The organism is Streptomyces fumanus (assembly GCF_014655295.1).
In the GTDB taxonomy this organism is placed as follows: Bacteria; Actinomycetota; Actinomycetes; order Streptomycetales; family Streptomycetaceae; genus Streptomyces; species Streptomyces fumanus.
The window spans coordinates 205,704-231,459 of the sequence record NZ_BNBI01000001.1 but is presented as its reverse complement, the minus strand read 5'-3'; the positions used below and the strand labels follow the sequence as shown (position 1 = coordinate 231,459).

Here is a 25,756-nt window from a genome sequence, read left to right as displayed (position 1 = left end):
GGGGAGAGTACGCGGCTCCGACCTGGTGAAGTCGTCCGCGTGTCCGCCAGATTGGGCGCATGACCGCACCGCTCGCCCGGCAAGGGGCCGTCACCGTACGTGTGTTCACTCAGCGCTTCACCGCCACGCCCCGTGGCGCTCGGCTCGCCCGGCGTCTCACGGACAGCCAGCTCCACGCCTGGGGCATCCCGCACGGGACGGACGTCTCCGACCGGGCCGTCGTGATCGTCGCCGAGCTGGCCGCCAACGCCGTGACCCACGGACGCGTCCCCGGCAGGGACTTCGAACTGCGGCTCACCCTGGAGCCAGCGGGGCTCTGGATCGAGGTGACGGACACGCACAGCGGCCCGCCCCGTCCAGCCGTACGCGCCCCGGGCCCCCTCGATGAACACGGTCGAGGTCTCGCCCTCGTCGGCGCGCTGGCGGACCACTGGGAGGTGGTGGACCGCAAGCCGCCCGGCAAGACCGTCCGTGCCCAGATCGCGCTGTCTGAGGAGTCCTGCGCGAACCATTGACGCGCGAGGGGTTCGATTCTACGTCCCGTCCGAAGTAACGATCGCCGTTCGAAATAACGAACAAGCCTGCAACAGAAGACCTCCCTCCGACCACCCCCCCGCACCCGGAACAGGAGCGTCCCCCCATGAGCCGCAAGAGAACCGCACTCCTCGCCGTCCCCACCGCCGCCGTGCTCGCCCTCCTGCCGAGCACGGCGAACGCGTATCCGAACCCCGGCCGGGTCACCGGGTCCGTCGTCACCCACGACCCGACGATGATCCGCACCTCCTCCGGGCAGTACCTGCTGTACGCCACCGGCGGCGGCATCGCCAGCAAGACCTCCTCCGACCGCATCGCCTTCGGCGCGGGCGCCGACGCGTTCTCCTCCCGGCCGGGCTGGTGGTCGAGTTACTCCTCCGTGCCGGAGGCATGGGCGCCGGACATCTCGTACCAGGGCGGGAAGTATCTGATGTACTACTCCGTCTCGAAGTTCGGGTCGAACACCTCCGCCATCGGGCTCGCGGGCTCCACGACCGGCCAGCCGGGGAGCTGGGCCGACTACGGGATCGTCTACACCTCCAACGGCGCCAGCGACTACAACGCCATCGACCCCAACCTCTTCGTGGACAGCGACGGCAAGTGGTGGCTGTCGTTCGGGAGCTGGTGGACGGGGATCAAGATGATCCAGATCAATCCGTCGACCGGGAAGCAGCTCGCCGGCAACACGACCCGGTACTCGCTCGCCTCCCGCCCGACCGGGACGAAGGCCGTCGAGGCCCCGTACGTCGTCAAGCGCAACGGGTACTACTACCTCTTCGCCTCGTACGACACCTGCTGCGCCGGCACCAGCTCCACGTACAAGGTCAAGGTCGGCCGCGCCACCAGCGTCACCGGGCCGTACTACGACAGGAACGGCGTCGCGATGACCAACAACGGGGGCACGCCCGTGCTGGAGACGCACGGCAACGTCATCGGCCCCGGCGGGCAGTCGATCATGAAGGACACCGACGGGGACCTGATCGTCTACCACTACTACGACGGCGCCGACAACGGCACCCCCAAGCTCGGCATCAACCTCCTGAACTGGAGCAGCGGATGGCCCGTGGCCTACTGACCCCGGCGCTGGGACGGTCCGCCGGGTGACCACGGCGAACGACCCGGTCAGCCGGTCCGTACCGCGCCCGCCGCGCCCGGCCAGCCGGTGGCCGGGGCCGCCGTCAGCCCGTCGGTGCCCCGCACCTGCGCCGCGGTGAGCCCCCCGCGGGCCGGCACCCCGGGCGGCGTCGGCAACGGCATCCCCGCATCAACACCGGAGGCCGCCGCCAACCCCGCCACCCCGCCCCCGTTCGTCTCGCTCACCAGCCGGTCCACCGCCGCCGTGCCCGAGCTGTAGCCGGTCCCCGCGGCCCGCTCCGGCACGGCGGCCTCCCTCCCGGTCCCGTAGAGCACCTGTTCCAGGCCGGACACCAGGCGGTGCACGTCGGCCGGGGGGCGTACCGCGAGACGCAGGAAGCGGCTGGAGGAGCCGATCGTGTCGCCGCACTCGCGGACCAGGACGCGGTGCTCGGTGAGCAGCCGGTCCCGGACCACGGTGCCTTCGGCGCCGAGGGGGAGGCGCACGAAGAGGAAGTTGCCCTGGGAGGGGTAGACGGTCAGGCCGGGCAGCGCCGACAGCCGGCCGGTCATCTCCAGCCGGTCGCGGCGCACCTGCGTCAGGCTGCGCGCGTACTCCGCGCCGTGCTCGCGGAGCATGAACACCACGTGTTCGGCGAAGGAGTCGAGGTTGCCTTTCGGGAGCATCGAGCGGACCCGGCCGGCCAGCGCCGGGTTGGCGACGAGGCAGCCGACGCGGACGCCGTGCAGGCCGAGGTTCTCGCCGAGGCCGCGCAGCACGACGACGTTGGGGCGGAGGATCGCCTCCTGGACCACGGACGGTTCGGCCTCGGCGTCGGTGAACTCCAGGAACGACTCGTCGACCACCACCAGGTCCCGGTCGGCCATCGCGTCGAGGAACCGCGTGAGCGCCTGCTTGCGGACGTAGTCGCCGCCGGGATCGCCGGGGTTGCGGAGCACCACCGCGCGGGTGCCCCGGGTCCGGACGAACTCGGCGTACCGGTCGAGGTCGAGGGCGAAGCCGCCGGCCTCCGGGAGCGGGAACATGTCGACCCGCTTGCCGGTCTCCATCGGCTGGTCGGTCCACCGCCCGAAGGCCGGCACCGGCACCGCGAGGGAGTCGCGGACCAGCAGATGGTCGAGCCAGGTGATCAGCTCGCTGGAGCCGTTGCCCAGCGCCACGCACTGCGGGGGCAGGCCGAGCAGCGCGCACAGCTCGGCGGTGACGGTGCCGGCGCCGCTCGGGTGGTACGTGAGGATGTCCCGCAGCCGGGACGCCAGCGCGTCGAACATCCGCGGCGTCGGGAAGTACGGGTTGCGGGGGATGCGGAAGTCGACCGGTCCGGCCGCCCCGCCGTCGGCCTCCCGGGCCGGCGCCGCCGTCGACGGGCCCTGCGCCGCGGTGGCGCCGCGGAACAGCGAGGTGACGTTGCCGGCCAAGGGGACCTCCGCGCTCAGGGGGCCCGCGCGGGGGAGCGCGGGCCACCCGGAGATACGGACGCTCAGGCGCCGGCGTTCAGCGGCGCCGGCGTTCAGCGGCGCCGGTGTTCAGACGCTCGCGATCGGGCGCCGGTGCCTCAGGAGTCGAACGAGTGGATCGTCGTCGTCCGGTAGACCTCGCCGGGGCGCAGCACCGTCGACGGGAACGACGGCTGGTTCGGCGAGTCCGGGAAGTGCTGGGTCTCCAGGCAGAGCGCGTCGCCCTGCCGGTAGAGCCGGCCGCCGGTGCCGGTGAGGGTGCCGTCGAGGAAGTTGCCCGAGTAGAACTGGAGGCCGGGCTGGTCGGTGGCGATGCGCAGGCTCCGCCCGGAGGACGGGTCGCGCAGGGTGGCGATCTGCTCGGGGCGGGCGGTGATGCCCTTGTCGAGCACCCAGTTGTGGTCGAAGCCCTTGGCGGTGACGAGCTGCGGGTGGCCGTCCCGGATGTCCCGGCCGATCGGCTTGGCCCGGCGGAAGTCGAACGGGGTGCCGCCGACCCTCGCCAGCTCGCCGGTGGGTATCAGGCCCGCGTCGGTGGGGGTGAACCGGGACGCGGCGATCGAGAGCTCGTGGTCCTCGATGGTGCCGCTGCCCTCGCCGGCCAGGTTCCAGTAGACGTGGCTGGTGAGGTTGACGACGGTGGCCTTGTCGGTGGTCGCCTCGTAGTCGATCCGCCAGTCGCCGGAGCGGGTGAGGGTGTACGTGACCTTCGTCTTCAGCGTGCCCGGGTAGCCCATCTCGCCGTCGACGCTGACGTAGCGCAGCACCAGGCCGACGTCGGAGCCCTTGGTGAACGGCTCCACGTCCCACACCCGGTAGTCGAAGCCCAGCGCGCCGCCGTGCAGCGAGTTCTCACCGTCGTTGACGGAGAGCTGGTACGTCGTGCCGTCCAGGGTGAAGCGGCCCTTGGCGATGCGGTTGCCGTACCGGCCGATCAGCGCGCCGAAGTGCGGGCTGCGGGCCACGTAGTCGTCGAGGTTGTCGAAGCCCAGGGAGACGTTGGCGTACCGGCCGCGCCGGTCGGGGATCTCCAGGGACTGCACGACACCGCCGTACGACAGCACCTTCATCCGCGTGCCGCCGTTCTCCAGCGACCAGCGGTAGACCTTCGTCCCGTCGGCGAGCGTGCCGAAGAGTTCCTTCACCGGCTTCCTGCCTCCCGTGGCGTGCGCCGTGCCGCCGAGCGCGGTGGCGGCGATCCCCGCCGCCGCGGCGGATGCGATGACCGTGCGTCTGCTCAGTTCCATGTGCGGCTCTCCTGAAAGGAATCGGGCCCCCGCCTCGGGGAGGCGGGGGCCCGGAACGACCTACGAACCGACCTTGCGCTTGTTCCACACGTCGAAGCCGACCGCCGCCAGCAGCACCAGGCCCTTGATGACCTGCTGCCAGTCGGTGCCGATGCCGACGAGGTTCATGCCGTTGTTCAGCACGCCCAGGACCAGACCACCGATGATCGCGCCGAGGACCGTGCCGACACCGCCGCTCATCGACGCGCCGCCGATGAACGAGGCGGCGATGGCCTCCAGCTCGAAGTTGAGGCCCGCCTTGGGCGAGGCCGCGTTGAAGCGGGCGGCGAAGACCAGACCCGCCAGGGCCGCGAGCATGCCCATGTTCAGGAAGACCAGGAAGGTGACCTTCTTGTCCTTCACGCCCGACAGCTTCGCCGCCGGGAGGTTGCCGCCGATGGCGTAGATGTGGCGGCCGATGATCGCGTTGCGCATGAGGTAGCCGAAGCCGACCAGCAGCACGCCCAGGACCAGCAGGACGATCGGGGCGCCCTTGTAGGAGGCGAGCAGCAGCGTGACCACCAGGACCGCGGCGACCAGCGCGACCAGTTTCAGCGCGAACAGCTTGGCGGGCAGCACGTCGAGGGCGAACTCCTGCTGCCGCTTGCGGTCGCGCAGCTCCTGGAAGACGACGAAGGCGATCAGCGCCAGGCCCAGCAGCAGGGTGAGGTTGTGGTAGTTGGTCTCCGGGCCGACCTCCGGGAGGAAGCCGTTGGCGACCTTCTGCAGGCCCTCGGGGAACGGGCCGAGGGTCTGGCCCTCCAGGAAGATCTCCGTCAGACCGCGGAAGATCAGCATGCCCGCGAGGGTCACGATGAACGACGGTATGCCGCCGTAGGCGATGAAGAAGCCCTGCACCGCGCCGGCCACCGCGCCCATCGCCAGGCAGAGGACCAGCGCGAGGGGCCAGGGAAGATCGTGTTTGACCATGAACACCGCGGCCATCGACCCGATGAACGCGGTCAGCGAGCCCACCGACAGGTCGATGTGCCCGGCGATGATCACCAGCATCATGCCGATCGCGAGGATCAGGATGTAGCTGTTCTGCAGCACCAGGTTGGAGACGTTGCGCGGCAGCAGCAGGTCGCCGCCGGTCCACACGGCGAACAGCACCACGATCAGGCCGAGCGCGAACAGCATGCCGTACTGCCGCATGTTGCGGCGCATGCCGTCCATCATCAACTGGAGCAGGCCGTCGCCGCCGGCCGGCCCGCCCTTCCCGGCCGGCGCGGGGGCCGGCGTCTTGGCGGTCACATCCGTGCTCATCGGGTTACCTCTTTGTCCTTCGTCATCTGACGCATCAGCGTTTCCTGCGTGGCCTCGGCCCGCGGGAACTCACCGGTCAGCCGCCCCGCGGCCATGGTGTAGATGCGGTCGCACATGCCGAGCAGCTCCGGCAGCTCGGAGGAGATGAAGACGACCGCCTTGCCCTGGGCGGCCAGTTGGTCGATGACCGTGTAGATCTCGTACTTCGCGCCGACGTCGATGCCGCGCGTCGGCTCGTCCAGGATCAGTACGTCCGGACCCGCGAAGATCCACTTGCTGAGGACGACCTTCTGCTGGTTGCCGCCGGACAACTTGCCGACCGGCTCGAAGACGGTGGGCGCCTTGATGTTCATGGACTTGCGGAAGCCCTCGGCGACCTGCCGTTCCCCGTGCTCGTCCACCACCCCCCGCTTGGCGACCTTGTCCAGGGCGCTGAGCGAGATGTTGCGGTTGATGGTGTCGATGAGGTTCAGCCCGTAGTGCTTGCGGTCCTCGGTGACGTAGGCGATGCCCTGCCGGACCGCCTCGGGCACGGTCTTGGTACGGATCTCCCGGCCGTCCTTGAGGACCGTGCCGCCCGCGTACCGGCCGTAGCTGCGGCCGAAGACGCTCATCGCCAGTTCGGTGCGCCCGGCGCCCATCAGGCCCGCGATGCCGACGATCTCCCCGCGGCGCACGGTCAGCGACACGTCGTCGACGACCTTGCGCTGCTGGTCGATCGGGTGGTGCACGGTCCAGTTGCGGATCTCCAGGGCGGGTGCCTGGCCGGCCTCCGGCTGGTGCGGGCTGCGCTCCGGGAAGCGGTGCTCCAGGTCGCGGCCGACCATCCCGCTGATGATCCGGTCCTCGGTGGTCTCCGGGGCCTTCACGTCCAGCGTCTCGATGCTCCGCCCGTCCCGCAGGATGGTCACCGAGTCGGCGACGCGGCGGATCTCGTTCAGCTTGTGCGAGATGATGATCGAGGTGATGCCCTGTTCCTTCAACTGGAGGATCAGGTCGAGGAGTTTGCCGCTGTCCTCGTCGTTCAGCGCCGCCGTCGGCTCGTCCAGGATGAGCAGCTTCACCTTCTTGGAGAGCGCCTTGGCGATCTCGACGAGCTGCTGCTTGCCGACGCCGATGTCCGCGACCCGGGTCTCGGGGTGGTCGTCCAGACCGACCCGGCGCAGCAGCTCGGTGGCGTGCCGCAGGGTGTCGTTCCAGTTGATCAGGCCCCGGGTGGCGTGCTCGTTGCCGAGGAAGATGTTCTCCGCCAGCGACAGGTACGGCACCAGCGCCAGCTCCTGGTGGATGATCACGATGCCGAGCTGCTCGCTGGCCCGGATGTCCTTGAAGGCGCAGGGCTCGCCCTCGAAGAGGATCTCGCCCTCGTAGGTGCCGTGCGGGTGGACGCCGGAGAGGACCTTCATCAGGGTCGACTTGCCGGCGCCGTTCTCCCCGCAGATGGCGTGGACCTCGCCCTGGCGGACGGTCAGCGTGACGTCCGACAGTGCCTTGACGCCGGGAAAGGTCTTGACGATCGAGCGCATTTCCAGGACGGGTCCCGCCATGGTCGTGCCTTCCAATCTCTGGGTGCCGGCGGTTACTTGAGGTCGCTCGCCTTGATGTAGCCGGAGTCGACCAGGACCTTCTGGTAGTTGTCCTTGTCGACGGCGACCGGCTCCAGCAGGTACGCCGGGACGACCTTGGCGCCGTTGTCGTACGTCTTGGTGTCGTTGACCTCGGGCTTCTTGTCGTTGAGGAGCCCGTCGACCATGTCCGCGGACACCTTCGCCAGCTTGCGCAGGTCCTTGAAGACGGTCATCGACTGATCGCCGGCGATGATCGACTTCACCGAGGCCACCTCGGCGTCCTGGCCGGTGACCACCGGCAGCGGCTTGTTTTTGGAGCCGTAGTCGTCCGACTTCAGGGCGGAGATGATGCCGATGGAGATGCCGTCGTACGGGGAGAGCACCGCGTCGACCCGCTCGCTCTTGTACGCCGAGGTCAGGATGTCGTCCATGCGCTTCTGCGCGGTGCCGCCGTCCCAGCGCAGGGTGGTGACCTGGTTGAGGGCGGTCTGCTTGGAGCGGACGACGAGCTGCTTCTTGTCGATGTAGGGCTTGAGGACCTTCATCGCGCCGTTGAAGAAGTAGCGGGTGTTGTTGTCGTCGTTGGAGCCGGCGAACAGCTCGATGTTGAACGGCCCCTTCTCGCTGCCGTCCTTCAGGCCCAGCTTCTCCACGATGTAGGTGCCCTGGAGCTCGCCGACCTTCTCGTTGTCGAAGGAGGCGTAGTAGTCGACGTTGGGGGTGCCGAGGATCAGGCGGTCGTAGGAGATCACCGGGATGTCGGCGTCCTTGGCCTGCTGCACCACGTTGTTCATCGACTTGTTGTCGATGGCCGCGATGATCAGCGCCTTGACGCCCTGCGTGATCAGGTTCTCGATCTGGGAGACCTGCTGGTCGGGGTCGTCCTCCCCGTAGACCAGCGTGGTCTTGTAGCCCTTGGACTCCAGCTCCCGCTTGACGTTGTTGCCGTCGGCGATCCAGCGCTCGGAGGACTTGGTCGGCATGGCGATGCCGATGGTGGCCCCCTTGCTGTCCCCCTTGCCCTCCTCGCTGCCGCCCTCGCTGTTCTGGCCGCAGGCGGACAGGGTCAGGGCGAGGGAGGCGGCCGAGGCGATGGCGGCGAGTGCGGCTCTGCGGTTGCGCATGATCATCATCCTTGATGTGTGCGAGGAGGAAACCGAGACGAGGTGTGTGGGATTGTGCGCGGTCGTGTCGCGTTTTGAGAAGAGAGTTTCCGGAACGTTATGACGAAATCTCGAACCGGTTGAGCGGACCCGGCAGTCGGGACCCCAGCGGGGCCATCTCCCCGTCCGCCCCGTGCCGGGCCAGCAGATCGAGCGCGAGCCGCCCGCGCCGCACCCGTTCCCTGGCGGTGGCGAGCGTCAGTTCCCGCAGGTGGTGGCCGTACGGGTAGATGCCCGGGGACTTGGACAGCCCGAACTTCAGATACAGCGGGGCGCCCCGCCGGATCAGTTCGGCCACCTCGTACATCCGCACATAGCCGCCCAGGTCGTCCGGTGCCTCGATGTACATGTCCATCGGCGCGGCCGAGACCCGGCGGATCTCGGTCAGGTGGTCCAGCGTCAGATCGCTGGGCACGTTGACCGAGTCGGCGCCCAGTCGCTCGTAGACCGCGAACGAGGCCGGGTTGACCGGCCCCACGAGCGCGGAGACCTTCAGCGTGGTGTCGGCCGGGATGATCCCCGCCGTCCGCGCCCGGTGCAGCGTCCACAGCACGCCCTCGTCGGCGACCAGCAGGCACTTCACCCCCAGCTCGGTGGCGCGCACCGCGTCCTCGACGCAGCCGGCCACCGCGTCGTACCCGCGGGCCCGCAGCCCCGCGCCGCCGGAGTCGGTGCGCACCGAACCGCCGATGTCCCAGGTGCCGCGCGGCCCGGTGAACAGGCACAGCTCGATGTCCCGCGCGGCGGTCGCCTCGACCATCTCGGTGATCTCGGCGTCGGTCAGCATCCACACGCCGCTGCCCTGGCTGATCCGGTGGATCGGCACATCCAGCCGCGAGGACTCCTTCAGGACCACCGCCAGCGCCTCGGGCCCCTCACAGGAAGGGATCTCGGTGCGCCAGCGGCCGCCGCCGGGGAAGGAGTGCGGCGAGGCGTCGGCGGGGTCGAGGGCGGGCGCGCCCAGGCCGAGGGCGGTGAGGGCCTGCTCACCGGGCCGGCGGGGGGCCGTGGCGGAAGCGTCGGTCACAAGCTGTCCTTCTGTTCGAGATGCCGGTTCGAAATACCGGACACAGTTCGTGGCTCATGGCGTACGGCGGTGGGTGTACGCCGGTACGGAGGCCGTCAGGTCGCCCCCGTACCGGCGCACGTTCAGGGGCGGAGCAGCACCTTGCCGACCTTCGGGTCACCGGACCCCACCAGCTCGATGGCCCGGGAGAACTCGGTGAGCGGCAGCTCGTGCGTCACCAGCGGCAGCGGATCGAGCAGCCCGGCCGCGAACACCCGGACGGCGTGCGCCCAGGCGTCCGGCGCCGCCCCGAAGACGGTGTGCACCTCCAGTTGCCGTACCACCAGGTCGGTGGGGTCAAGCCCGTCGGCGCCCGGCGCGGGGATGCCGGTCAGCACCAGCCGGCCGCCGCGCCGCAGCAGCGCGGCGGCGGTCCGGGCGGCGTCGGCGGACCCGGCCGTCTCCACGACCACGTCGAAGTCACCGGGCAGCGGCTGGTCCTTGGTACGGAAGCCGGTGGCGCCGTACCGCCGCGCCAGCGCCTCCCGGTCGTCCCGGGTGCCGACCACCAGCAGCTCGCCCGGCGAGGCGGCCCGCAGAAACTGCACGGCGAACATGCCGAGCGTCCCGGTGCCGACCACCGCGACCCGCTCGCCGGGCCGGGCGTTCGCCTTCAGCGCGGCGGCGGCGATGCAGGCGGCCGGCTCCAGCAGCGCGGCGGCGGCGAGGTCGGCGTCGTCGGGCAGGACGTGCAGCAGCCGGGCGGGCAGGGTCAGCGTCGGCGCCATCGCGCCGGGCTGGGTGAAGCCCGTCTCCTCGTACCCGGCCGAGCACAGCGTCGTCTCGCCCGTGTGGCAGCGGTCGCACACCTGGCAGTTGCGGAACCCCTCGCCGACCACCTTCCGGCCGACCAGCGACCCGGGCACCCCGGGGCCGACCACCGCGACCGTCCCGGACCACTCGTGCCCGGGCGTCAGCGGGTAACGGACGTACCCCTCGGGCCGGTTGCCCTGGTACACCTCGCGGTCGCTGCCGCAGATGCCGGCCGCGTACACCCGGACCAGCGCCTCGCCGGGGCCGGGCTCGCGCGGCTCGTGCGGCACCAGCGTGTGCGTGCCCGGCGCCTCGACGACGACCTCGGCGCTCATGCCTTCGTCGCCTTGGGCTTGCGCTGCTCCCAGCCCTCGGCCCACAGGTCGAACCGGGCCTGCTGCTGCGGGAACTCGGCCGCCGCGTCGGTGTCCAGCTCCACGCCGAGCCCCGGCGCGTCGGACAGGTGGAAGCACCCGTCCTCCGGGTTCACCTGCGGAGCGCCCTTCACCACCTTCTTGATCTCCGCGTCCGCGAAGTCGTTGAAGTGCTCGAGGATCTTGAAGTTCGGCGAGGTGAAGCCGACCTGGAGCGAGGCGGCGGTCAGCACCGACCCGCCCACGTTGTGCGGGGCGACCAGCATGTAGTGGGTCTCGGCGGTCGCGGCCAGCTTCCGGGTCTCCCAGATGCCGCCGATGTGACCGACGTCCGGCTGGATGATGTCCACCGACTGGTCCTCGAACAGCTCCCGGAACTCGATCCGGTCGTGGATGCGCTCACCGGTCGCCACCGGCAGGTCCACCTTCTCGGCGACCTTCTTCAGCGCCCGCAGGTTCTCCGGCGGCACCGGCTCCTCCAGCCAGGCCGGCTTGTACGGCGCCAGCTCCTTCGCCAGCCGCACGGCGGTGGCGGGGGAGAAGCGGCCGTGCATCTCCAGCATCAGCTCGGCGTCCGGCCCGATCGCGTCCCGCACCGCCTCGATCAGCGACACGGCGTACCGGGTCTGCTGCGCGTCCAGCTCGAAGTGCCCGGTACCGAACGGGTCGATCTTCAGCGCCCGGTACCCGCGCTCCATCACGCCCCGCGCGGCCTTGTGGTACGCCTCCGGCGTCCGCTCCGTCGTGTACCACCCGTTGGCGTAAGCCTTCACCTTGTCGGTGACCTTGCCGCCGAGCAACTGCCACACCGGGACGCCCAGGGCCTTGCCCTTGATGTCCCAGCAGGCCATCTCGATCACGGCGATACCGGACATCACGATCTCGCCGGCGCGGCCGTAGTCGCCGTACTTCATCCGCTTCACGAGGTCCTCGACAGCGAACGGGTCGGAGCCGAGAATGTGGTTGACCTCGGCCTCCTTCAAGTAGCCGAGGAGGGCGTCGGTGTGGCCCAGCATCCGGGTCTCGCCGACTCCCGTGAGCCCTTCGTCGGTGTGCACCTGGACATAGGTCAGGTTGCGCCACGGCGTTCCGACCACGTGCGTGCTGATTCCGGTGATGCGCACGGCTGTTGTCCTCCGCTGTGTTCGATATTTCGGCACTCGTTCGAAATGCTGGCGAGACAGTAAGGACGGCGCGGCGGGGGTGTCAATGGGTCGGACGCGGGGGGTTTCGAGACTTTTTCGAAAGTCCGGCGTCGCCGCGGTTCCCACGCAACCTTCACAGCCGGCACTAGGAACGCCACCGGCGCGGAACCTAACCTTCCCACGTCATGGACTACTGCCACCCGTGCCGCCGGCACCTCAACGGCGCCCTCACCTGCCCGGGCTGCGGCACGCCGGTCGACAGGCCCTCCGCGGGCGAGACGGAGCCCCCGCCCGGGCCCCCGCGGGAGGCGTCCGCCACGGCCATCGGCCCGCGCGGCCGCGCATCCGCCGCACACCGCGGACGCCGCCGCACCCTCCTGGTCACGACGGGCCTGGTCCTGGCCGCCGCCGGCGTCGGCCTCGCCGAACTCGGCACGGACGCCCCGGCCGCCCCGGCGCCCCCGGCGGCGGAGTCCCCCGGCGCCCCGGCCGCCCCGAAGCCGGAAAGCCACCCGGCGGAACCGGCCGCCGGCCTTTCGGTCCCCTCCGGTTCCCGGCCGTCCGGGGCGTCCGCTTCCCCGTCCGCACCGCCCTCCACGCCCACTGACACACCGTCAGAAACGCCGGAAGGGGCGGCGCCGGAATCACCCACCGCCCCTTCCGTCCCGGCCGCCCCCGCGGAGTCCGCACCCGCTCCGCCCGCCGGACCCACGCCCTCCTCGAGCCCGCCACCCCCGGCCACCACGGCCCCGGCCCCGGCCCCGACCACCATGGCCCCCGCCCCGACGCCCACGGAGACCTGCGACCGGTTCCTGTGGTGGTGCGCCTAGGTCCTGCCCCGCCGCCGCTTGACCGCGCCGACGACCGGCAGGACGAAGAGGACGAGAACCGTCATCACGGCGAACGGACCGGCCACGACGACGGCCAGCGTCCAGCCCACGCTGTGGGTGACCAGGGCCGTGACCGTGCCGGCGAGGCTCAGCGCCGCGCCGAAGGCGAACCCCGCCACGTGCGCGAACAGCTCCCGCCACCGGAGCGCGAGCGGCAGGTACAGCGCGAGCAGGGTCAGGAAGGTGAGCGGGAAGAAGTAGTACCCCACGGGCATCGGCAACTGCGCGTAGGCGAAGAGCAGCGGAATGCCGACGATCATGAAGGCCGCGCGCTCCGCCCGCAGGAACCCGGGAGCCCGCTCCTCGACGGCCCTCCCGGCTGCCGTGTTCCCCCTGATCCGCGTCATGGCGTCAGTGTCGGGCGGCCGGCCCCGGGGGCGCACGCACTTGAACGAAGCTGGAAGCGTCCGCCGGGTCAGTCCTCCGCCGGCCCCCCGTCCAGCATGCGGCGGAGCATGTCGCGGAAGAGGGTGCGTTCCGTTTCCGACAGGCCCGCGAGGGGCTCGCGGGCGAAGTGGAGGGAGTCGCGGAGGTCGCGGGCGACGCGGCGGCCCTCGTCCGTGGCCGCCGCCAGCTTCACGCGCCGGTCGCCGGGGTCGGCCCGGCGCTCCACCAGGCCCCGGGACTCCAGCCGGTCGACGATGCCGGTGACGTTGGACGGCTCGCACTTCAGCCGCCGGGCCAGCTTCCGCATCGGCAGCGGTTCGAGGGAGAGCAGGCTCAGCAGCCGGGCCTGCGCGCCGGTCAGGGAGCGCTCGGCCGCCGCCGCCTCGTAGTCGGCGTAGAACCGGGCCACGACCTCGCCGATCAGCTCGACGACCTCAAGGGTCAGCGCGTCCGGTCGGCGGGTTTTCGGGGGCGTGGCCATACGTTCAGGGTACCCGGTGTTTGACAACCTGAAATGTTCAGGAGCATCGTTGTTTCAGGTAGTGAAGTAATCCCCCCACCCCCTGTCCGAGGAGAGGCGCCCCATGACCGAGTCCCCCGCCCGCCCCGCCGTCAACCGCGCATGGCACCTGCTGAGCCGTCCGGTCGGCTGGCCGAAGCCCGAGGACTTCGCCCTGGTCGAGGAGGAGGTCCCCGCGCTCGCCGAGGGCCAGGTGCTGGTGCGCAACCGCTACCTCTCCGTCGACCCGTACATGCGCGGCCGGATGAGCGCCGCCAAGTCCTACGTCGCCCCCTTCGAGCTGGGCAAGGCCATGCAGGGCGGCGCGGTCGGCGAGGTCGTGGAGACGAACGCCGAGGGCATCGCCGTCGGTGACCACGTGCTGCACTTCTTCGGCTGGCGCGAGTACGCCGCCGTCGACGCCCGGCACGCCGTCAAGGTCGACCCCGAGGCCGCGCCCCTGTCCACGTACCTCGGCGTGCTCGGCATGACCGGCCTGACCGCCTACGTCGGCCTGCTGCGCACCGCCTCCTTCAAGGAGGGCGACGCGGTCTTCGTCTCCGGCGCCGCGGGCGCGGTCGGCAGCCAGGTCGGGCAGATCGCCAAGCTCAAGGGCGCCTCCCGGGTGATCGGCTCGGCCGGCTCGGACGAGAAGGTCAAGCTGCTCCTGGAGGAGTACGGCTTCGACGCGGCCTTCAACTACAAGCAGGGCCCGGTGCACGAGCAGTTGCGCGCCGCCGCCCCCGACGGCATCGACGTCTACTTCGACAACGTCGGCGGCGACCACCTGGAGGCCGCCATCGGCTCCCTCAACCGGGACGGCCGGATCGCGGTCTGCGGCATGATCTCCGTCTACAACAACACCGAGCCCGCCCCCGGCCCGCGCAACCTCGCCCGGCTCATCCAGACCCGCGGCCGCATCGAGGGCTTCCTCGTCGGCGACCACTACGATCTCCAGCCGCAGTTCGTCCAGGAGGTCGGCCCCTGGGTCCGGGACGGCCGGCTGAAGTACCGCGAGACGGTCGTCGAGGGCATCGGGAACAACCTGGAGGCGTTCCTCGGCGTGCTGCGCGGCGACAACACCGGGAAGATGATCGTCAAGCTCTGACGCCCTCACCTTCCCTCTGTTTCCGGCATGCGGTAACTTCCTTCCATATTCCGTCGGTGATCGTGGGCGCGAGTCCCGGCGGACCGAGGAGGAGGGCACCGCATGCCGATTCAGCAGTCCGACGTCCAGTACACCGCCGTCGCCACCGCGGAGAACGGCCGCGACGGACGCGTGGCCACCGACGACGGCAGGCTCGACGTGATCGTGAACCCGCCGAAGGAGATGGGCGGCAGCGGCGCCGGCACCAACCCGGAGCAACTGTTCGCCGCCGGGTACAGCGCCTGCTTCCAGGGCGCGCTCGGCGTCGTCGCCCGTGAGCGGGGCGTCGACGTGACCGGCTCCACCGTCACCGCCAAGGTCGGCATCGGCAGGAACGACGAGGGCTTCGGCCTCATCGTCGAGATCTCCGCCGACATCCCCTCGGTGGACGCCGACACCGCCCGCTCGCTGGTCGAGCAGGCCCACCAGGTCTGCCCGTACTCCAAGGCGACCCGCGGCAACATCACGGTCACGCTTGCCTGAACCGCTCCCCGGGCCCCCGGTACCGGCCGGTAGAGTGCCGCCATGCGTGATCTTGGGGCGGGATTCGGCCATCTGCTGAAGGGCCAGCGCTGGGTGGCCCGGCACGGCAGGAGCTACGGCTTCGGGCTGCTGCCGGGCCTGATCACCCTGGTGCTGTACGCGGCGGCGCTGACCGCGCTCGCGCTGTGGGGCGAGGACCTGGTCGCCTGGGCGACCCCGTTCGCCGACGACTGGTCCAGCCCCTGGTCCGGCCTGTTCCGCGGCTTCCTCACCGCCGTCCTGTTCGCCCTCGCCCTGCTGCTGGCCGTGCTCACCTTCACCGCGGTGACCCTGCTGATCGGCCAGCCCTTCTACGAGAGCCTCTCCGAGCGGGTCGACCGGGACGTCTCCCCGGACGGCACCGCCCCCGAGTCCGCCCTGCCGTTCTGGCGGGACCTGTGGATCTCGGGCCGCGACTCGCTGCGCATCCTGGTCCGCGCCGCCGTCTGGGGCGTGCTCCTCTTCGCCGCCGGCTTCATCCCGGTGATCGGGCAGACGGTCGTCCCGGTGATCGGGTTCTTCGTCACCGGCTTCTTCCTCACCGAGGAACTCGCCTCCGTCGCCCTCCAGCGCCGCGGCGTCCAGCTCCGCGAGCGGCTGGCCCTGCTGCGCTCCCGCAAGCTGCTGGTCTGGGGCTTCGGCACCCCGCTCGGCCTGGCCTTCCTGGTGCCGTTCGTCGCCGTCTTCCTGATGCCGGGGGCCGTGGCCGGCGCCACCCTCCTCGCCCGCGAACTGCTGGGCGAGGAGACCCGCGACGGCGCGGCGACCGGCGACGGGAAGGAGAACAGCCCGGAGGCGGACGGAACCCACCGTATGTGAAGGGTTCGTACGGAATCCGGGCGCGGGGCCCGCTGACGGTCCGCCGGCGCGACCGGCCGATTACCGTCGGACACAGCCCCGGTCCGGGCCCTGACATCCGGACCGGGGCTCGTCGTTCACCGGCCGGGAGCCGCCCGCCCGCCCGCGCCGCACCCGGACCGGGGCTCATCGCCCGCCAGGGTCCTCACCTCACGCCGAAGCCGTACACCGTCTCCGAGCGGAACACCTCGCCCGGCCGCAGCACCGTGCTCGGGAAGTCCGGCCGGTTCGGCGAGTCCGGGAAGTGCTGGGTCTCCAGCGCGATCCCGGCCCCCGGCCCGAACGGCTCGCCCAGGTGGTCGGCCGTGTAGAGCTGGAGCCCCGGCTCCGTGGTCGCCACCGTCAGCACCCGCCCGGACGCCGGGTCGTACAGCTCGGCCACCTCCACCGGCGCCTCGGTGACCCCCTTGTCCAGCGCGAAGTTGTGGTCGTAACCGGAGCCCACCTTGCGCGGCTCCCGGAAGTCGAAGCGGGTGCCCGTCACGTCCGCGGGCGCGCCCGCCGGGATCAGGTCCGCGTCGACCGGTGTCATCCGGGAGGCGGCCAGCCGCAGTTCATGGCCGCCGGTGCCGCCCGAGCCCGCCCCGCCCAGGTCGAAGTAGCTGTGGTTGGTCAGGTTCAGCACGGTCGGCGCGTCGGTGACCGCCTCGTAGGCGAGGCGCAGCGCCCCCGACGCGTCCAGCGTGTACGTCGCCGACACCTCCAGCGTGCCCGGGAAGCCCTCCTCGCCGTGCGGGCTGACCCGGCTCAGCCGCACCCCGTGCTCCACCGGGGTGACGTCCCACACCCGCTTGTCGAAGCCGCGCTCCCCGCCGTGCAGCGAGTTCGGCCCCTCGTTCCGCGCCAGCGCGTACGTCCGCCCGTCCAGCTCGAACCGACCACCGCCGATCCGGTTGGCGTACCGCCCGACCAGGGCGCCGAAGTACGGCTCCGGGTGGGCCAGATAGCCGTCCAGGCCGGCGAAGCCCAGCACCACGTCGGCGCGGCGCCCCTCCCGGTCCGGCACCTCGGCCGACTGCACGATCCCGCCGTACGACAGCACCCGGACCCGTACGCCCGCGCGCTCCAGTGTCCAGCGGTGCACGGGGGTGCCGTCGGAAAGTGTGCCGAAGAGTTCGTCCATGTGCGGAACTCTAGGTCACCTGACCGGTCAGGACCGTTTCGCGGTGACGACGCGGTAGGCGATCCCGGCCAGCTTGGCCTGGCCGGTCACGCTCGGGTGGAACCAGTCCCAGTGGCTCAACTCCTTCGTACCGAACCGGTAGTCGTGCACCGCGCCGCCGTCCGTGCGGCACCTGAGGTCCTGGGCGCAGACCTCGCGCAGCACCTCGTTGTAGTCCGCCACCCGCTTGCCGACCGTCTCGCGGCGCGCGGTGGCCGCCGCGTCCAGGGAGTCGGCGTCGCCCAGCATCGACGGGCAGATGCCCAGCTTCCACACCTGCTTGCCCAGCGGGTTGGTCCGCCCCTGGGACCACAGCCGCTTCAGGTCCGGGATGCTCGCCACGTACACCTGTGCCTTGGGCGCCTGCGCGCGCAGCGCCCGCATCGCCCGCTGGAAGCCGGCGCGGAAGCCGGCCACCGAGGTCATCTCCGCCACCGAGGACCGGCAGGCGTCATTGGCGCCGACCAGCACCGCGACCAGTTCCGGCCGGTGGGCCCCCGCCCGGGTCATCTGCCCGGCCAGGTCCGCCATCCGGGCCCCGGTCACCGCGTGGTTCCAGCTCCGCGCCGCCGCCCGGTCCCGGCCCAGCAGCCGCACCGCGAGACTGTCCACCTCCGCCCGGTCGCCGGTCGCCCAGGACACCTCCGGGCAGTCCGACAGCACCATGCAGGCGTCGAAGCCGCGGGTGATGGAGTCGCCCACCGCCGCCACCGACCGGGGGCTGGTGTCCCACACCGGCGTCGGCCGCGCGCTCGACGGCCCCGGCCCGGGGTCACCGCCCACGGCGTCGCAGCCGGTCACCCCCAGCACTCCCGAGGCCAGGACGGCGAGGAACGCCCGCGCACGCCGCCGACGGACCCGCGTCCCCTGCCCCATCCCGGCCCACTCCTCGTCTCGGCACCCCCGTCATCATGCTCAACCCATGACACCGCGCGAGGGTTCCCGGGGCCCGGCGGGGAACGCCTGGCACCCGTACAAGCGTCCTGCCGGGTGAATGCCGGGGGTTTCCGCGTACCGGGACCGACGGTACGTCACACTCCCCGCCCCGCCGCACGGTAGCCTCGGCCTCAGCGTGGCCCGCCGGGCCGCTGCCGCAGCACTCGATCCGAGATGTCCCGCTCAGCCCGGAGGTTCCGGTGACGACACGTGGAGTTCTGTACGTGCACTCCGCTCCGCGCGCGCTCTGCCCGCACGTCGAGTGGGCGGTCGCCGGGGTGCTCGGCACGCGCGTCAGCCTGGACTGGATCCGGCAGCCCGCCGCGCCCGGCACCTGGCGCTCGGAGTTCTCCTGGCAGGGCCGGGCCGGCACCGCCTCCGCCCTCGCCTCCGCGCTGCGCAACTGGCACCTGCTGCGCTTCGAGGTCACCGCCGAGCCCAGCGCCACCGCCGAGGGCGAGCGCTACAGTTGCACCCCCGACCTCGGCATCTTCCACGCCGTCACCGGCATCCACGGCGACATCCTGATCCCCGAGGACCGGCTGCGCGCCGCCCTGCTGCGCTCCCAGCGCGAGGAGGCCGACCTGGCGGCCGAGATCGCCCGGCTCCTCGGCAAGCCCTGGGACGACGAGCTGGAGCCCTTCCGGTACGCCGGTGAGGGCGCCCCGGTCCGCTGGCTGCACCAGGTGGTGTGAGCCCCTCCTCGTACGCGCGCGAAAGGGCCCCCACCGGAAGACGGTGAGGGCCCTTCTTCACGCGGCGTCAGGACGGCGGTCAGACCGTCCGGAACGCCAGCACCACGTTGTGCCCGCCGAACCCGAACGAGTCGTTCAGGGCCGCGATCCGCCCGTCGACCGGCAGCTTGCGCGCCTCGCCCCGGACGATGTCCGCGTTGGCCTCGGCCTCCGGGTCCAGGTTGTCGATGTTGATGGTCGGCGGGGCCAGCCGGTGGTACAGCGCGAGCACGGTCGCGACCGTCTCCACCCCGCCGGCGCCGCCGAGCAGGTGCCCGGTCATGGACTTGGTGGCGGAGACCGCCATGTGGTCGGCGTGGTCGCCGAACACCTTGCGCAGCGCCTTCAGCTCCGCGATGTCACCGGCCGGCGTCGAGGTGGCGTGCGCGTTGACGTGCGCGATCTCCGCCGGGTCCAGGTCGTTGCGGTCCAGCAGGTTCTGCAGGGCGTGCGAGATGCCGCGGCCCTCCGGCTCCGGCTGCACGATGTCGTGGGCGTCGGCGGAGATGCCCTGCCCGACCGCCTCCGCGTAGACCCGGGCGCCGCGGGCCGCGGCGTGCTCGGCGGACTCCAGGACGATGACACCGGCGCCCTCGCCGAGGACGAAGCCGTCCCGGGCGGTGTCGAAGGGGCGGGAGGCGCCCTGCGGGTCGTCGTTGTTCTTGGACATCGCCATCATGTTGCCGAACGCGGCGATGGGCAGCGGGTGGATCGCCGCCTCCGTGCCGCCCGCGACGACCACGTCGGCCCGGCCGGTGCGGATCATCTCGATGGCGTAACCGATGGCCTCGGCGCCCGACGCGCAGGCCGAGACCGGCGTGTGCACGCCCGCCCGGGCGCCCACCGCCAGACCCACGTTGGCCGACGGGCTGTTGGGCATCAGCATGGGCACGGTGTGCGGGGAGACCCGGCGGACGCCCTTCTCCTTGAGCACGTCGTACTGGCCCAGCAGGGTGGTCACCCCGCCGATGCCGGAGGCGATGACCGCGCCCAGCCGGTCCGGGTCCACCTCGGCGCCCTCACCGGCCTTCGCCTCGAAACCGGCGTCCCGCCATGCCTCCTGGGCGGCGACCAGCGCGAACTGCGCCGAGCGGTCCAGCCGGCGGGCCTGCGGCCGGGGGATGACCTCGGTGGGCTCCACGGCGACGGGCGCGGCGATGCGGACCGCCTGCTCGGCGGCCCACTCCTGCTCCAGGGGCTTGGCACCGGAACGTCCGGCGACCAGGCCCTCCCAGGTAGAGGCTGCGTCGCCACCCAGCGGTGTGGTTGCGCCGATACCGGTGACGACCACGGTGCGATTGGTCGGGCTCACGGGAATTCTTTCTCCAACGGTTACGAGGAGGACCATCCCCGCTGGCACGGGGAACGGCGCCACCGCCGGGTGGCGGGGCAGTCAGCCCAGGACGCTGATCGGGGTGGATCAGCCCTGGTGCTTGAGGATGTACTCGGTCGCGTCGCCGACCGTCTTGAGGTTCTTGACGTCCTCGTCGGGGATCTTCACGTCGAAGCGCTCCTCGGCGGCGACGACGACCTCGACCATGGACAGCGAGTCGACGTCGAGGTCGTCCGTGAAGGACTTGTCGAGCTGGACGTCCTCGGCGGGGATCCCGGCGATCTCGTTCACGATCTCGGCGAGACCGGCGACGATCTCTTCCTGAGTGGCGGCCATGATGGCGCTCCTTCGTTGTGTTCCAGAGGGTATGGCGGTGTGTCCGCTCCGGATCGCATGATCCGGTACGGGGTGCCTAGGGGAGGGTAACGACCGTCGCGGCGTACACGAGACCCGCCCCGAAGCCGATGACGAGTGCGGTGTCGCCGCTCTTCGCCTCGCCGGTCGCCAGGAGCCGCTCCATCGCGAGCGGGATCGAGGCGGCCGAGGTGTTGCCGGTGGTGCGGATGTCACGGGCGACCGTGACGTGCTCCGGCAGCTTCAGCGTCTTCACCATCGAGTCGATGATCCGCACATTGGCCTGGTGCGGGATGAAGACGTCCAGCTCGTCCGGGGTGATTCCGGCCGCGTCCAGCGCCTGCTGGGCGACCTTCGCCATCTCGAACACGGCCCAGCGGAACACCGCCTGGCCCTCCTGCGTGATCGCAGGAAACTTGGTGTGGCCCTCGGCCGCGTACGTGTCCCAGGGCACCGTCTGCTTGATCGTCTCGGCCTTGTCGCCCTCGGAGCCCCACACGGTCGGGCCGATCGCGGGCTCCCGGGACGGGCCGACCACGACCGCGCCCGCGCCGTCACCGAAGAGGAAGGCGGTGGCCCGGTCCTCCAGGTCGGTCAGGTCGGAGAGCCGCTCCACGCCGATCACCAGGACGTACTCCGCCGAACCCTCGACGATCATGCCCTTGGCCAGCGTCAGGCCGTAGCCGAAGCCCGCGCAGCCCGCCGAGATGTCGAACGCGGCGGCCTTGTCGGTGCCCAGCTTGTCGGCGATCTCGGTGGCGATGGCCGGGGTCTGGCTGAAGTGCGACACGGTCGAGACGACCACGGCGCCGATCTGCCGCGCGTCGATCCCCGCGTCCGCGATCGCCTTGCCGGACGCCTCGATGGACATCGCGGCGACGGTCTCCTCCGGCGAGGCCCAGTGCCGGGTCTCGATGCCGGAGCGGGAGCGGATCCACTCGTCCGAGGAGTCGATCTTCTCCAGGATCACCTCGTTGGGCACGACCCGGGTCGGACGGTAACCGCCGACGCCGACGATGCGCGCGTACGGGGCGCCCTTGCTCGGCTTGATCTTCGACATGCTGTCGGGCTCCTTCTCAGACACCGTGCTCGGCGATCAGGTCGCGAGCGGCGTCGAGGTCGGCGGGGGACTTGAGGGCCAGCGTCTTCACGCCGGGCAGCGCACGCTTGGCCAGCCCGGTCAGGGTGCCGCCGGGGCACACCTCGATCAGGGCCGTGACACCCAGACGCTCGAAAGTCTGCATGCACAGGTCCCAGCGGACCGGGTTCGCGACCTGGCCGACCAGGCGGTCGAGTACCTCGGTGCCGGAGCCGACAACCTGTCCGTCCTTGTTGGAGACGTACGTCACGCCCGGGTCGGCGGGCGTCAGGTCCTTGGCGGCGCGGGCCAGCGTCTCCACGGCGGGCGCCATGTGGTGGGTGTGGAAGGCGCCGGCCACCTTGAGCGGGACGACCTTGCGGACGCCCTCGGGCTTCTCCTCGGCCAGCGCGGCGAGCTGCTCCAGGGTGCCGGCGGCGACGATCTGCCCGGCGCCGTTGACGTTGGCCGGGGTCAGGCCGAGCTTCTCCAGGTGCGCGACGCTCACCTCGGGGTCGCCGCCGAGCAGCGCCGACATGCCGGTCGCGGTCACCGACGCGGCCTCGGCCATGGCCAGGCCCCGCTTGCGGACCAGGGTGAGGGCGGCGGTGTCGTCGAGCACGCCCGCGAGGACGGCGGCGGTGATCTCGCCGACGCTGTGGCCCGCGACGGCGCCCGGCGCGACGGCACCGAGTGCCGAGGCGGACAGCAGGCCGGCGGCGACGAGCAGCGGCTGGGCGACGGCCGTGTCACGGATCGCGTCGGCGTCGGCCTCGGTGCCGTAGTGGGCGAGGTCGAGGCCGATGGCGTCCGACCACGCGGCGACGCGGTCCGCGGCACCGGGCAGTTGCAGCCAGTCAGTCAGGAAGCCGGGCGTCTGGGCGCCCTGGCCGGGAGCGACGAGTACGAGCACTCTCACACTCTCTCTTGGGTACGGGCACGGCCGCCCGTGGGGACAGGGACGAAGAACGGCAGGGGGTTTTGTAGACCCTCGACAAAAAGCTAGGTCTGCTGGTCGCCGGCGGCGAGACGTCCCAGGATGAGCGCGATGCGCAGGGTGAACGCCGACCGTACATCGGAGGGCGACCATCCGGTGACGTCAGTCACACGTCGGAGCCGGTAGCGCACGGTGTTGGGGTGGACGAAGAGCATCCGGGCGGCGCCTTCGAGGCTGCTCGCCTGTTCGAGATAGACGCTCAGTGTCTCCAGGAGGGCCGCGCCGGCCTCCTCCAGGGGTCTGTAGATCTCCTCCACCAACTGGTGCCGGGCGGAGGGGTCACCGGCCATCGCGCGTTCCGGAAGGAGATCGTCCGCCAGCACCGGGCGGGGGGCGTCCTGCCACGCCGTGCACGCCTTCAGCCCGGCGGCGGCGGCCTGCGCGGACCGGGTGGCGGCCCGCAGGTCGGGCACCACGGGCCCGGCGACGACCGGTCCCTGGGCGAACGGCCCGATCAGCGACTTGGCGACGGCCAGCGGGTTGTCGCTGCCGCCCGCGATGACCACCAGCCGGCTGCCCAGCACGCCCGTGAGGACCTGGAGCTTGGCGTGCCGGGCCGCGCGCCGGATCGCCTCCACGGTCAGCTCGGAGTCCCCGTCCGGGGCGGTGCCGAGCACCACGCACACGTGCTCGGGGGAGTTCCAGCCGAGCGCGGCGGCGCGGGACACGGCGCCCTCGTCGGCCTCGCCGCTGAGCACGGCGTTGACCACCAGCGACTCCAGCCGCGCGTCCCAGGCACCGCGTGCCTCGGCGGCCTGCGCGTACACCTGGGCGGTGGCGAAGGCGATCTCCCGGGCGTACACGAGCAGCGCCTCGCGCAGCACCGACTCGTCGCCGGGGGCCGCGACCTCGTCGATCGCGGACTCCATGACCTCGATGGTGGTCCGCACCATCTCCACCGTCTGCCGCAGCGTGATCGCCCGGGTCAGCTCGCGCGGCGCGGTGCCGAAGACGTCCGTGGAGATCGCCTGCGGGGCGTCCGGCTGCCGGAACCACTCGGTGAACGCGGCGATGCCCGCCTGGGCGACCAGCCCGATCCAGGAACGGTTCTCCGGGGGCATCGCCCGGTACCAGGGCAGCGTCTCGTCCATCCGCGCGATCGCCTGCGCGGCGAGCGACCCCGACGACTTCTCCAGCCGCTTCAGCGTGGCGGTGTGGGCGTGGGCGGCGCGGGCGGGGCTCGGTGCATTGCTGGTTTCGGGTTCGGGCACGGCATCAAGGGTGCCTCATCGGACCGGGGAGGCGTCGCGCCGGGTCTACGGTGGAGCGCGTGATGGACGTACGCCGCGCCGCGGAGCGCTACCCGGGGGGCGACCGGGACGCCGGGATCGAGTCCTGGCACGCCTTCTCGTTCGGCCCGCACTACGACCCGGACAACCTGCGGTTCGGGGCGCTGATCGCCTGCAACGAGGAGCGGTTGGCGCCGGGGGCCGGGTTCGACGAGCACCCGCACAGCCACACCGAGATCGTCACCTGGGTGGTCGAGGGGGAGCTGACCCACCGGGACAGCGCCGGGCACGAGACGGTGGTTCGCGCCGGGGACGTGCAGCGGCTCAGCGCGGCGGGCGGGGTGCGGCACGTGGAACGCAACGCCGGGGACGCGCCGTTGACCTTCGTGCAGATGTGGCTGGCCCCGCGCGAGCCGGGCGGCGACCCGGCCTACGAGATCGTGCGCGGCATCGCCGACTCCACCCCGTACGCCGTCCCCGAGGCCGGCGCGATGCTGCACGTGCGCCGGCTGGCGGCGGGGGAGCGCACGGCGGTACCGGACGGCGCGTACGTGTACGCCCATGTCGTGCGCGGCCGTCTCCGCCTGGCCGGCGAGGAGCTGGGACCGGGCGACGCGGCGCGGCTGACGGACCCGAAGGACGTCGAGGCGGTCGCCGCGGACGCGCCGGCGGAATTCCTGCTGTGGGAGATGCGGGGGGCGTGACGCGCGGGCCGGGCCGTCTTCCCGTCCGCCTTGAACTTCCGCCGGGGCGCAGCCGTCGTGCTTGTGGTGAGCCGAGCAGGGCTCCGTCCATGAGGGGAGACAGAATGAAGTCTTGGCGTTCCCGGGTCGCCGTCGCTGTCGCGGCCGGCGCCGCGCTGGTCGCCGTCCCGCTGACCGCGGAGCCGGCCTCCGCCGCGACCAACCCCTGGGGTTACGTGGAGGTCGGGGGGACGCGGGACAAACTCGCGTGCGTGCGGGACGGGCAGGAACTGCTCGCCCAGGGGTGGGTGAACTACTACTGCGACTGGGACGACCCGTACTGGGTCCTGTGGGCGCTCCCCGCGAAGGACCAGCCCCCGACGCCCGGCGGGTGACCGCGCGCGGTGCTCAGCCGCGCGCTTCCGCCAGCACGGCTTCCGTGAACGGCGGCCACGCCTCGACCGCCCAGGGCCCGAACGCCCGGTCGGTCAGGGCCGCGCAGGCGAGCCCCGCGCCGGGGTCGATCCACAGGAACGTACCCGACTGGCCGAAGTGCCCGAAGGTGCGCGGGGAGGACGAAGGGCCCGTCCAGTGCGGGGACTTGCCGTCGCGGATCTCGAAGCCGAGGCCCCAGTCGTTGGGGTTCTGGTGCCCGTAGCCCGGCAGCACGCCCTTGGTGCCCGGGTACTGCACGGTCATCGCCTCGGCGACCGTGCGCGGGTCGAGCAGCCTCGGCGCCTGCACCTCGGCGGCGAACCGCAGCAGGTCGTCCACCGTGGAGACGGCGTCCTTGGCGGGGGAGCCGTCGAGGGAGGTCCGCGTCATCCCCAGCGGCTCCAGCACCGCCTGCCGCAGGTACTCCGCGAACGGGATCTCCGTCGCCTTCGCGATGTGGTCGCTGAGCTGCTCGAACCCGGCGTTGGAGTACAGCCGCCGCTCCCCGGGCGGGGCCGTCACCCGGTGCTCGTCGAAGGCCAGCCCCGAGGTGTGGGCGAGCAGGTGCCGGACCGTCGCGCCCTCCGGGCCGGCCGGCTCGTCCAGCTCGATCGCGCCCTCCTCGTACGCCACCAGCGCCGCGTACGCGGCCAGCGGCTTGGTGACCGAGGCCAGCGGGAAGCGGTGCCCGGCCGGGCCGTGCGTGCCCAGCACGGTGCCGTCCGCCCGGACGACACCCGCCGCGGCGGTGGGGACCGGCCAGTTCTCGATCAGCGCGAGGCTCTTCAGCGACATGCCGTCGAG

General features: G+C 71.7%; 27 protein-coding genes. 9 read left to right on the top strand and 18 right to left on the bottom strand.

The window, feature by feature from the left end; genetic code table 11:
• Nucleotides 1-59: 59 nt before the first annotated feature.
• Both IE316_RS01055 and IE316_RS01050 read left to right on the top strand, forming a co-directional pair.
• Nucleotides 60-515 carry an ATP-binding protein gene (locus IE316_RS01055; protein ID WP_190202151.1) on the top strand — a complete coding sequence of 152 codons (456 nt, stop codon included), beginning with the start codon at nucleotides 60-62 and terminating at the stop codon, nucleotides 513-515.
• Between the two features lie 125 nt (nucleotides 516-640).
• Entirely contained in the window at nucleotides 641-1,609 is a 969-nt protein-coding gene (locus tag IE316_RS01050) for an arabinan endo-1,5-alpha-L-arabinosidase (protein WP_190202150.1), read from the top strand.
• A gap of 47 nt (nucleotides 1,610-1,656) precedes the next feature.
• On the opposite strand, the gene IE316_RS01045 is transcribed toward IE316_RS01050, so the two are convergent.
• The 8 genes from IE316_RS01045 to IE316_RS01010 all read right to left on the bottom strand — a co-directional run bounded on the left by IE316_RS01045 (nucleotide 1,657) and on the right by IE316_RS01010 (nucleotide 11,687).
• Nucleotides 1,657-3,048 carry a pyridoxal phosphate-dependent aminotransferase gene (locus IE316_RS01045; protein WP_190202149.1) on the bottom strand — a complete coding sequence of 464 codons (1,392 nt, stop codon included), beginning with the start codon at nucleotides 3,046-3,048 and terminating at the stop codon, nucleotides 1,657-1,659.
• A 137-nt stretch (nucleotides 3,049-3,185) separates the two neighbouring features.
• Nucleotides 3,186-4,334, bottom strand: a complete 1,149-nt coding sequence (locus tag IE316_RS01040; protein ID WP_190202148.1) for an aldose epimerase family protein — start codon at nucleotides 4,332-4,334, stop codon at nucleotides 3,186-3,188.
• Between the two features lie 60 nt (nucleotides 4,335-4,394).
• A complete protein-coding gene (gene mmsB, locus IE316_RS01035; RefSeq protein ID WP_190202147.1) occupies nucleotides 4,395-5,639 on the bottom strand; it encodes a multiple monosaccharide ABC transporter permease in 1,245 nt (414 codons plus the stop codon).
• Entirely contained in the window at nucleotides 5,636-7,186 is a 1,551-nt protein-coding gene (mmsA, locus tag IE316_RS01030) for a multiple monosaccharide ABC transporter ATP-binding protein (RefSeq protein ID WP_190202146.1), read from the bottom strand. The genes mmsB and mmsA overlap by 4 nt, the downstream gene beginning before the upstream one ends.
• 32 nt (nucleotides 7,187-7,218) lie before the next feature.
• Nucleotides 7,219-8,331, bottom strand: a complete 1,113-nt coding sequence (gene chvE, locus IE316_RS01025; protein ID WP_351055458.1) for a multiple monosaccharide ABC transporter substrate-binding protein — start codon at nucleotides 8,329-8,331, stop codon at nucleotides 7,219-7,221.
• A 97-nt stretch (nucleotides 8,332-8,428) separates the two neighbouring features.
• Nucleotides 8,429-9,397, bottom strand: a complete 969-nt coding sequence (locus IE316_RS01020) for a hypothetical protein (RefSeq protein WP_190202144.1) — start codon at nucleotides 9,395-9,397, stop codon at nucleotides 8,429-8,431.
• A gap of 122 nt (nucleotides 9,398-9,519) precedes the next feature.
• Nucleotides 9,520-10,524, bottom strand: a complete 1,005-nt coding sequence (locus IE316_RS01015; RefSeq protein ID WP_190202143.1) for a zinc-dependent alcohol dehydrogenase — start codon at nucleotides 10,522-10,524, stop codon at nucleotides 9,520-9,522.
• Nucleotides 10,521-11,687: a mandelate racemase/muconate lactonizing enzyme family protein gene (locus IE316_RS01010; protein WP_190202142.1), complete on the bottom strand. Its 1,167-nt coding sequence runs from the start codon at nucleotides 11,685-11,687 to the stop codon at nucleotides 10,521-10,523. The genes IE316_RS01015 and IE316_RS01010 overlap by 4 nt, the downstream gene beginning before the upstream one ends.
• 206 nt (nucleotides 11,688-11,893) lie before the next feature.
• Between IE316_RS01010 and IE316_RS36360 the strand changes: the two genes are divergently transcribed.
• Entirely contained in the window at nucleotides 11,894-12,538 is a 645-nt protein-coding gene (locus IE316_RS36360) for an SCO2400 family protein (protein WP_229910140.1), read from the top strand.
• Here the strand turns inward: IE316_RS36360 and IE316_RS01005 are convergent.
• Together IE316_RS01005 and IE316_RS01000 are read right to left on the bottom strand one after the other, a co-directional pair.
• Nucleotides 12,535-12,945, bottom strand: a complete 411-nt coding sequence (locus IE316_RS01005; RefSeq protein WP_190202141.1) for a hypothetical protein — start codon at nucleotides 12,943-12,945, stop codon at nucleotides 12,535-12,537. The genes IE316_RS36360 and IE316_RS01005 overlap by 4 nt on opposite strands.
• A 68-nt stretch (nucleotides 12,946-13,013) precedes the next feature.
• The gene (locus tag IE316_RS01000) at nucleotides 13,014-13,466 is read right to left on the bottom strand and encodes a MarR family winged helix-turn-helix transcriptional regulator (RefSeq protein ID WP_190202140.1); all 453 of its coding nucleotides are present in this window, start codon (nucleotides 13,464-13,466) and stop codon (nucleotides 13,014-13,016) included.
• Nucleotides 13,467-13,569: 103 nt separating this feature from the next.
• On the opposite strand from IE316_RS01000, the gene IE316_RS00995 reads away from it, so the two are divergent.
• From IE316_RS00995 to IE316_RS00985, 3 genes are all read left to right on the top strand, one after another.
• Nucleotides 13,570-14,592, top strand: a complete 1,023-nt coding sequence (locus IE316_RS00995; protein ID WP_190202139.1) for an NADP-dependent oxidoreductase — start codon at nucleotides 13,570-13,572, stop codon at nucleotides 14,590-14,592.
• Nucleotides 14,593-14,694: 102 nt separating this feature from the next.
• A complete protein-coding gene (locus IE316_RS00990; protein WP_190202138.1) occupies nucleotides 14,695-15,114 on the top strand; it encodes an organic hydroperoxide resistance protein in 420 nt (139 codons plus the stop codon).
• A 42-nt stretch (nucleotides 15,115-15,156) separates the two neighbouring features.
• The gene (locus IE316_RS00985; RefSeq protein ID WP_190202137.1) at nucleotides 15,157-15,972 is read left to right on the top strand and encodes an EI24 domain-containing protein; all 816 of its coding nucleotides are present in this window, start codon (nucleotides 15,157-15,159) and stop codon (nucleotides 15,970-15,972) included.
• Nucleotides 15,973-16,156: 184 nt separating this feature from the next.
• Here the strand turns inward: IE316_RS00985 and IE316_RS00980 are convergent, their stop codons facing one another.
• The gene (locus IE316_RS00980; RefSeq protein ID WP_190202136.1) at nucleotides 16,157-17,134 is read right to left on the bottom strand and encodes an aldose epimerase family protein; all 978 of its coding nucleotides are present in this window, start codon (nucleotides 17,132-17,134) and stop codon (nucleotides 16,157-16,159) included.
• Between the two features lie 27 nt (nucleotides 17,135-17,161).
• On the bottom strand, nucleotides 17,162-18,049 hold the full coding sequence (locus IE316_RS00975) for an SGNH/GDSL hydrolase family protein (RefSeq protein ID WP_190202135.1): 888 nt from the start codon (nucleotides 18,047-18,049) through the stop codon (nucleotides 17,162-17,164).
• Nucleotides 18,050-18,309: 260 nt separating this feature from the next.
• Between IE316_RS00975 and IE316_RS00970 the strand changes: the two genes are divergently transcribed.
• Complete coding sequence (locus tag IE316_RS00970) at nucleotides 18,310-18,804, top strand: DUF3145 domain-containing protein (RefSeq protein ID WP_190202134.1); 495 nt, start codon at nucleotides 18,310-18,312, stop codon at nucleotides 18,802-18,804.
• 79 nt (nucleotides 18,805-18,883) lie between these two features.
• Here the strand turns inward: IE316_RS00970 and fabF are convergent, their stop codons facing one another.
• From fabF to fasR, 5 genes are all read right to left on the bottom strand, one after another.
• Nucleotides 18,884-20,155, bottom strand: a complete 1,272-nt coding sequence (gene fabF / locus IE316_RS00965) for a beta-ketoacyl-ACP synthase II (RefSeq protein ID WP_190202133.1) — start codon at nucleotides 20,153-20,155, stop codon at nucleotides 18,884-18,886.
• A gap of 108 nt (nucleotides 20,156-20,263) precedes the next feature.
• Nucleotides 20,264-20,512: an acyl carrier protein gene (locus IE316_RS00960; protein ID WP_190202132.1), complete on the bottom strand. Its 249-nt coding sequence runs from the start codon at nucleotides 20,510-20,512 to the stop codon at nucleotides 20,264-20,266.
• A 76-nt stretch (nucleotides 20,513-20,588) separates the two neighbouring features.
• Nucleotides 20,589-21,590 (bottom strand): ketoacyl-ACP synthase III, encoded by a 1,002-nt coding sequence (locus tag IE316_RS00955; RefSeq protein WP_190202131.1) that lies wholly within the window; start codon nucleotides 21,588-21,590, stop codon nucleotides 20,589-20,591.
• A 16-nt stretch (nucleotides 21,591-21,606) separates the two neighbouring features.
• Nucleotides 21,607-22,521, bottom strand: coding sequence for an ACP S-malonyltransferase (locus IE316_RS00950; RefSeq protein ID WP_190202130.1), 915 nt, complete (start codon nucleotides 22,519-22,521; stop codon nucleotides 21,607-21,609).
• 89 nt (nucleotides 22,522-22,610) lie between these two features.
• Entirely contained in the window at nucleotides 22,611-23,816 is a 1,206-nt protein-coding gene (gene fasR / locus IE316_RS00945; RefSeq protein WP_190202129.1) for a fatty acid biosynthesis transcriptional regulator FasR, read from the bottom strand.
• A 62-nt stretch (nucleotides 23,817-23,878) separates the two neighbouring features.
• Here fasR and IE316_RS00940 point away from each other — a divergent pair, with 62 nt between their 5' ends.
• Together IE316_RS00940 and IE316_RS00935 are read left to right on the top strand one after the other, a co-directional pair.
• Nucleotides 23,879-24,538, top strand: a complete 660-nt coding sequence (locus IE316_RS00940; RefSeq protein WP_190202718.1) for a pirin family protein — start codon at nucleotides 23,879-23,881, stop codon at nucleotides 24,536-24,538.
• Between the two features lie 104 nt (nucleotides 24,539-24,642).
• Nucleotides 24,643-24,912: a hypothetical protein gene (locus IE316_RS00935; RefSeq protein WP_190202128.1), complete on the top strand. Its 270-nt coding sequence runs from the start codon at nucleotides 24,643-24,645 to the stop codon at nucleotides 24,910-24,912.
• A 13-nt stretch (nucleotides 24,913-24,925) separates the two neighbouring features.
• Here the strand turns inward: IE316_RS00935 and IE316_RS00930 are convergent, their stop codons facing one another.
• A complete protein-coding gene (locus tag IE316_RS00930; RefSeq protein WP_190202127.1) occupies nucleotides 24,926-25,747 on the bottom strand; it encodes a serine hydrolase domain-containing protein in 822 nt (273 codons plus the stop codon).
• Nucleotides 25,748-25,756: the final 9 nt, after the last annotated feature.

Excerpts from the sequence above, each read along its gene's own strand:
- IE316_RS00980 (WP_190202136.1), bottom strand. The coding sequence starts at position 17,134 with ATGGACGAACTCTTCGGCACACTTTCCGACGGCACCCCCGTGCACCGC.
- IE316_RS01055 (WP_190202151.1), top strand. The coding sequence starts at position 60 with ATGACCGCACCGCTCGCCCGGCAAGGGGCCGTCACCGTACGTGTGTTC.
- IE316_RS00935 (WP_190202128.1), top strand. The coding sequence starts at position 24,643 with ATGAAGTCTTGGCGTTCCCGGGTCGCCGTCGCTGTCGCGGCCGGCGCC.
- IE316_RS00930 (WP_190202127.1), bottom strand. The coding sequence starts at position 25,747 with ATGTCGCTGAAGAGCCTCGCGCTGATCGAGAACTGGCCGGTCCCCACC.
- IE316_RS00960 (WP_190202132.1), bottom strand. The coding sequence starts at position 20,512 with ATGGCCGCCACTCAGGAAGAGATCGTCGCCGGTCTCGCCGAGATCGTG.
- IE316_RS00995 (WP_190202139.1), top strand. The coding sequence starts at position 13,570 with ATGACCGAGTCCCCCGCCCGCCCCGCCGTCAACCGCGCATGGCACCTG.
- mmsB (WP_190202147.1), bottom strand. The coding sequence starts at position 5,639 with ATGAGCACGGATGTGACCGCCAAGACGCCGGCCCCCGCGCCGGCCGGG.
- mmsA (WP_190202146.1), bottom strand. The coding sequence starts at position 7,186 with ATGGCGGGACCCGTCCTGGAAATGCGCTCGATCGTCAAGACCTTTCCC.
- IE316_RS36360 (WP_229910140.1), top strand. The coding sequence starts at position 11,894 with ATGGACTACTGCCACCCGTGCCGCCGGCACCTCAACGGCGCCCTCACC.
- IE316_RS01050 (WP_190202150.1), top strand. The coding sequence starts at position 641 with ATGAGCCGCAAGAGAACCGCACTCCTCGCCGTCCCCACCGCCGCCGTG.
- IE316_RS00940 (WP_190202718.1), top strand. The coding sequence starts at position 23,879 with ATGGACGTACGCCGCGCCGCGGAGCGCTACCCGGGGGGCGACCGGGAC.
- IE316_RS01005 (WP_190202141.1), bottom strand. The coding sequence starts at position 12,945 with ATGACGCGGATCAGGGGGAACACGGCAGCCGGGAGGGCCGTCGAGGAG.
- IE316_RS00955 (WP_190202131.1), bottom strand. The coding sequence starts at position 21,590 with ATGTCGAAGATCAAGCCGAGCAAGGGCGCCCCGTACGCGCGCATCGTC.
- IE316_RS00990 (WP_190202138.1), top strand. The coding sequence starts at position 14,695 with ATGCCGATTCAGCAGTCCGACGTCCAGTACACCGCCGTCGCCACCGCG.
- IE316_RS01015 (WP_190202143.1), bottom strand. The coding sequence starts at position 10,524 with ATGAGCGCCGAGGTCGTCGTCGAGGCGCCGGGCACGCACACGCTGGTG.
- IE316_RS00985 (WP_190202137.1), top strand. The coding sequence starts at position 15,157 with ATGCGTGATCTTGGGGCGGGATTCGGCCATCTGCTGAAGGGCCAGCGC.
- IE316_RS01000 (WP_190202140.1), bottom strand. The coding sequence starts at position 13,466 with ATGGCCACGCCCCCGAAAACCCGCCGACCGGACGCGCTGACCCTTGAG.
- IE316_RS01040 (WP_190202148.1), bottom strand. The coding sequence starts at position 4,334 with ATGGAACTGAGCAGACGCACGGTCATCGCATCCGCCGCGGCGGCGGGG.
- IE316_RS00975 (WP_190202135.1), bottom strand. The coding sequence starts at position 18,049 with ATGGGGCAGGGGACGCGGGTCCGTCGGCGGCGTGCGCGGGCGTTCCTC.
- chvE (WP_351055458.1), bottom strand. The coding sequence starts at position 8,331 with ATGCGCAACCGCAGAGCCGCACTCGCCGCCATCGCCTCGGCCGCCTCC.